Genomic DNA, 5627 nt, shown 5'->3' with positions numbered 1-5627 from the left:
ACCTCCCCTCGCTCCGGCGCACGGTCCGCTTGCAACATCTCCTCCAGCCGGCGCCGCGCCTCCGCGACCCTGCCGCTTAGCGCCAACTCCGCCGGCGCCCCTTCCAGGGCCGCTTCCCAGAAGCGCCGGCGGCGGCGCGGGTCGGCGTAACGCGCCCGCACCCGTTCCCGAAAGCTGCCTGCCAGTTCCGCCAGCCGTCCATACGCGGCGGGCAGCTCGCTCTCCAGCCGGGCGCGCAGTTGGCGCGCCAGGATGGGCGCCGCGCCGCCGGTGCCTACGGCGACCCGCAGCGGCGGGCGCTCTACCAATGCCGGCATGGTAAAGGTGCAAAGATCCGGGCAATCCACGACGTTCACCGGCAACCCGGCGGCGCGGGCGCAATCCGAGACCTGGCGATTGACCTCGGGGTCGTCGGTGGCGGCGATGGCCAGCGTCATTCCCTGCAGCTGGCGCCGCTCGAAGGGCGCGGGCAGGTGGCGAATGCGGCCCTCGGCGCGCAACCGTTCGAGTTCCGCCCCCAGCCGAGGCGCCGCCACCGTCACCGCCGCCCCGGCCGCCAGCAAGCGCTCTGCCTTGCGGGCGGCCACCCCGCCGCCGCCGACCAGCAGGCAGGCGCGGCCCTCGAGGCGCAGGAAGATCGGCAGGAAACTCATCGGGAGCGCAATGGGCAGGGAATGCAGTTTGCGGAGATGCGGTTTTGGAAGCGATGCGGCTCAGGGAAATATCTTTGGGAAATATCTTTGGGAGATGCCTTCGGGAAGATGCCTTGGCAGGGAGGCGGCGCCGGCTGCCCCTCTTGCGGCGACCGCGCCCCAGGCGCCATAGCCGGGCGCTACGCCCTGGGCAGGGTGACCCCCTGCTGCCCCTGGTACTTGCCTTTGCGGTCCTTGTAGGAGACTCCGCAGATCTCGTCCGACTCCAGAAACAGCACCTGGGCCACGCCCTCGTTGGCGTAGATCTTGGCGGGCAGCGGCGTGGTATTGGAGAACTCCAGGGTCACGTGCCCTTCCCATTCCGGTTCCAGCGGGGTGACGTTGACGATGATGCCGCAACGGGCATACGTGGATTTGCCCACGCACAGGGTCAGGATGCCGCGGGGAATGCGCAGGTACTCTATGGTGCGGGCGAGGACGAAAGAGTTGGGCGGGATGATGCAGGCCTCGCTCCGCACTTCCACGAAGCTGCCGACATCGAAGTTCTTCGGATCGACCATGGCGGAGTTGATGTTGGTAAACACCCGGAACTCCTCGGCGCAACGCACGTCGTAGCCGTAGCTCGAGGTGCCGTAGGAGATGGCCCGCTCGTCGCCGCGGCGCCGAACCTGGCCGGGCTCGAAGGGCTCGATCATGCCTTGCTCCTCCGCCATGCTGCGGATCCAGCGGTCGGACTTGATCGGCACCCCTTTTTTTTACCCCTCTTTCCGTATCCTGCCGCCCGGGGCGCCTTCCTGACCGCCTTGCACGACGATCCGGGGAAAGCTGCCGCTGTAGTCCCTGGCCTGCAAGGACAACCGGGCGGCCGCCCGCCGCGCGATCTCGCGGTAGCCGGCGGCAAGCTCCGAGTCGGGCGCCATGGCCACCGTGGGGCGCCCGTTGTCCGCGCCATCGCGCACCGCGGGGTCCAGCGGCACGCTGCCCAGCAGGGCCGCGTCGTACTGCCTGGCGATGCGCTCGCCGCCGCCCTCCCCGAACAGCCGCGCTTCGTGGCCGCACCGCGGGCAGATGTAAACGCTCATGTTCTCTACGATGCCGAGCACGGTGACCTTCACCTTCTCGAACATCTTCAGGGCCTTGCGGGCATCCAGCAGGGCAATGTCCTGGGGCGTGGTGACGATGATCGAACCGCTGACCGGGATCTTCTGCGCCATCGTAAGCTGTATGTCCCCCGTCCCCGGCGGCAGGTCAATCACCAGGTAGTCCAGGCCCTCCCAGGCAGTGTCGTTCAGCAGTTGCTGCAAGGCGGAGGACACCATCGGCCCCCTCCAGATGGTGGGCGTCTCCTCGTCCACCAGGTAGCCGATTGACATGGACTGCAAGCGGTAGCTGACCAGCGGGGTCAGCGATTTGCCGTCCACGGTATCCGGGCGGCCGTGACAACCCAACATGCGCGGCTGGCTGGGCCCGTAGATATCCGCGTCCAGGATGCCGACGCGGGCCCCGTCCGCCTGCAGGGCCAGGGCCAGGTTGACGGCCAGCGTGGACTTGCCCACCCCGCCCTTGCCGGAGGCGACGGCGATGACGTTCTTGACCTCGGCCAGGCGCTTGGTGCCGCGCTGCACGACATGCGGGACGATTTCTATCGCCGCCTGCACCTCGGCGCCCGCCACCCCGGGCAGCGCCCGCAATTCTTCCGCCAGGCGCCGCTCCAATTCCGGCGCCCAATCGCCGGCAGGGTAACCGAGGCCCAGGCGCACTCGTACCCGCCCTTCTTCAGCGGTCACTTCCTTGACCGTCCGTGCCGAGACCAAGTCGCAACCCAGGTAGGGTTCCTGGAACCCCGCCAACACGGACTCCGCCTGCTTGCGAATCGCATCGCTCATTGACTACAGCCCCATACTGCGCTTGCCTGGTATCTTACCCTAAATCCCGCGCCGTAGAGAGATCGGCGGCAAACCGTACTGGCAGCACCCCGGCACAATCTGGTACCGTTGCACCGGCCCCTGGGATACGGCCCCTGGGATGGGACCTTGGGATGCGGCCCCGGGCGCGGCCCGGATACGGCCCGGATACGCCGGACCTAAGACTTGAACGCAGCCGGTGACCGGGCCGGTGCGGACACGGCGGATACGGCCGACCCCGAAGGCGCGGAGGAACCCCCTGCCATGGCAGGCAAAAAACGCAGCAAGCAACGCGGCAGCCGGCGCGACATCCTAATCACCAGCGCATTGCCTTATGCCAACGGCCCGATCCACCTGGGCCACTTGGTCGAGTATGTGCAGGCCGACATCTGGGCGCGCTTTCAGCGGCTGCGCGGCCACCGCTGCCTGTATGTCTGCGCCGACGACGCCCACGGCACCCCCATCATGCTGCGCGCCCAGGAGGAAGGCATCGAGCCGGAACAGCTGATCGCGCGCTTTCACCGCGAGCACCTCGCCGATTTCCAGGACTTCGCCGTCCGCTTCGACAACTACCACAGCACCCACTCCCCGGAGAACCGCGCCCTGGTGGAGGACATCTACCGCCGATTGCAGGAGAACGGGCATATCCTGCGGCGGACCATACGCCAGGCCTACGACCCGGTGCGGGAAATGTTCCTGCCGGACCGCTTTATCCGGGGACTCTGCCCCAAGTGCCGCACGCCCGACCAGTACGGCGACCACTGCGAATCCTGCGGCGCCACCTACAACGCGGCGGAATTGCTGGAGCCTGTGTCCGTACTCTCCGGGCAACCGCCGGTAGAGCGCGAGTCCGAGCACTACTTCTTCGACCTGCCGGCCTTCGAACCCATGTTGCGGCAGTGGGTCGGCGGCGGCCGCTTGCAGCCCGAGACCGCCCACAAGCTGGAGGAGTGGTTCGCCACCGGGCTGGAGGCGTGGGACATCTCCCGGGACGCGCCCTACTTCGGCTTCCGCATCCCCGGCGCCAAGGACAAGTACTTCTATGTATGGATGGACGCGCCGGTCGGCTACCTGGCCAGCCTGCGCAACCTGTGCGAGCGGGAGGGGCTGGACTTCGACGCCTTCCTGCGCCCCGGCGGCGACACCGAGCTGTACCACTTCATCGGCAAAGACATCATGTACTTCCACGGCCTGTTCTGGCCCGCCGTCCTGCGCGGCAGCGGCCTGCGGCTGCCGGACTCCCTGTTCGTGCACGGCTTTCTCACCGTAAACGGCCACAAGATGTCCAAGTCGCGCGGCACCTTCATCACCGCGCGCGCCTACCTGGAGCACCTGGACCCGGAATACCTGCGCTACTACTTCGCCTACCGGCTGGATGCCGGCACCGGCGACATAGACCTGAACCTGGAAGACTTCAGCCAGCGCATCAACTCCGACCTGGTCGGCAAGGTGGTTAACATCGCCAGCCGTTGCGCCCGCCTGCTGGCGGACGGGTTCGCGGGACAGACGACGGCGGAGCTGGCCGACGAGGCGCTGTTTCGGGAGGGCGCCGAGGCCGCCGAGCCCATCGCCGCCGCCTACGAGGGCCGCGAGTACGGGCAGGCGATGCGCCGGGTCATGCGCTTCGCCGACAGCGTCAACCGGTACATAGACCGCCGCCGGCCCTGGCAACTGGCAAAAGAAAACCCCACCGACCCGGAGTTGCAACGCATCTGCAGCATGGGGATCAACTGCTTTCGCCAGCTCGCGATCTACCTGAAGCCGGTATTGCCGGCCCTGGCCGAGAGAGCGGAAGAGTTCCTCGCCGTGCCGCCGCTGCGCTGGCAGGACGCGGCGCAGCCGTTGCCGGCGCAGCGGTTGCGGCCGTTCCGGCCCTTGTTGCGCCGCGTGCGCCCGCAAGACGCAGCGGCCATGCTGGCGGTCGCAGCGGGGCCGGAGGAGACGCCGGCAAAGGCGCCCGCCCCGGAACGGCCGGAGGCGCCCGCCGCCCCGCGACCGGCGCAGGCCGCGGACCGGCCCTCGCCGTCCCCGGAGACGCCGACCATAGACATTCAGGCCTTTGCCCGCCTGGACCTGCGGGTGGCGCGCATTGTCGAGGCAGAGCGCGTGGACGGCGCGGACAAACTGCTGCGCCTGCAACTGGACCTGGGCGACGGGCAGCGCACGGTGCTGGCAGGCATCAGGCGCGCCTACGAACCGGAATCGTTGCCGGGGAAAATGGTTATCGTAGTGGCCAACCTGGCGCCGCGGCGAATGCGCTTCGGCGTTTCCGAGGGCATGATCCTGGCCGCCGGCGACGGCCAGGAGATCTTCCTGCTGTCCCCGGACGCGGGCGCGCAACCCGGGATGAAAGTCCGGTGAGCGCCGTCCCGGCCCATCCGGCGGCAACAGGGCCGGCGCGGCGGCGGCGCGGATGATCGAACTGCTCCTGGCCATGGTGTTGGCGGACAACCTGGTGTTGAACCACATGGCCGGCGCCTATGTGGTGGAGGCCGGAAGCCGGCGCATGGACGTCGTCCGGCCCCTGGCCGCGGCAACCGTCGTCATGATGCTCGCGGCAAGCGCCCTGGGCCACCTGTTGCATGCCTGGCTCCTGCTGCCCCTGGGGCTGGAGGCGCTGTTGCCGCTGCTGCTGATGCCGCTGCTGGCGCTGGCCGTGCCGCCGGCACAGCGGGCGTTGCGCCGGCACGGCAAGGAGTCCTACGCCGTGCTGCTGCCCCTGGCCCTGGTCAATTCCGGCCTGCTCGCCGTCGTGCTGCTCCATACCGGCGAGCCGCAAGGGTTTTTCTACAGTCTTTGGGGCGGGCTGGGCTACGGCCTGGGTTTCGCCCTGGTGCTGCTGTTGTTCGCCGGCCTGCGCGAACGCGCCACGGAGACGGATCTGCCGGCGCCTTTTCGCGGACTGCCCATCTCTTTGATCACGCTGGGCCTTTTAAGCATGGCCCTGTCCGGCCTGTCCTGAAGCGCCCCTTAAACGCCCCTTAAAATGCGGCAAAGGCCCGGCGCCGCACCGCCAACCGTTACGCAATCGAAGGGGAAAAGACTCCCTCCCCGCCATTCCCGCTTTTTT

5 protein-coding genes are annotated in these 5627 nt (G+C 68.3%); 2 read left to right on the top strand and 3 right to left on the bottom strand.

What is annotated here, in order from left to right:
* The 3 genes from OXU43_07865 to apbC all read right to left on the bottom strand — a co-directional run.
* Positions 1–653 (bottom strand): siroheme synthase (locus OXU43_07865; GenBank protein MDD9825070.1); only part of this gene is annotated, 653 nt, incomplete at its 3' end.
* Between the two features lie 179 nt (positions 654–832).
* Positions 833–1399, bottom strand: a complete 567-nt coding sequence (gene dcd / locus OXU43_07860; protein MDD9825069.1) for a dCTP deaminase — start codon at positions 1397–1399, stop codon at positions 833–835.
* A 9-nt stretch (positions 1400–1408) separates the two neighbouring features.
* Positions 1409–2539 carry an iron-sulfur cluster carrier protein ApbC gene (apbC, locus tag OXU43_07855; GenBank protein ID MDD9825068.1) on the bottom strand — a complete coding sequence of 377 codons (1131 nt, stop codon included), beginning with the start codon at positions 2537–2539 and terminating at the stop codon, positions 1409–1411.
* 282 nt (positions 2540–2821) lie between these two features.
* Between apbC and metG the strand changes: the two genes are divergently transcribed.
* Positions 2822–4918, top strand: a complete 2097-nt coding sequence (metG, locus tag OXU43_07850) for a methionine--tRNA ligase (GenBank protein MDD9825067.1) — start codon at positions 2822–2824, stop codon at positions 4916–4918.
* A 52-nt stretch (positions 4919–4970) separates the two neighbouring features.
* The gene (locus tag OXU43_07845) at positions 4971–5519 is read left to right on the top strand and encodes an NADH:quinone oxidoreductase (protein MDD9825066.1); all 549 of its coding nucleotides are present in this window, start codon (positions 4971–4973) and stop codon (positions 5517–5519) included.
* The last annotated feature ends 108 nt before the right edge of the window (positions 5520–5627 follow it).

Source organism: Gammaproteobacteria bacterium, from assembly GCA_028817255.1.
GTDB lineage: Bacteria > Pseudomonadota > Gammaproteobacteria > Porifericomitales > Porifericomitaceae > Porifericomes > Porifericomes azotivorans.
The sequence above is the reverse complement of the archived record's forward strand: the minus strand, read 5'-3'. Positions and strand labels throughout refer to the sequence as shown.

Coding starts and splice junctions, on each gene's coding strand:
- apbC (MDD9825068.1), bottom strand. CDS start 2,539: ATGAGCGATGCGATTCGCAAGCAGGCGGAGTCCGTGTTGGCGGGGTTC.
- metG (MDD9825067.1), top strand. CDS start 2,822: ATGGCAGGCAAAAAACGCAGCAAGCAACGCGGCAGCCGGCGCGACATC.
- OXU43_07845 (MDD9825066.1), top strand. CDS start 4,971: ATGATCGAACTGCTCCTGGCCATGGTGTTGGCGGACAACCTGGTGTTG.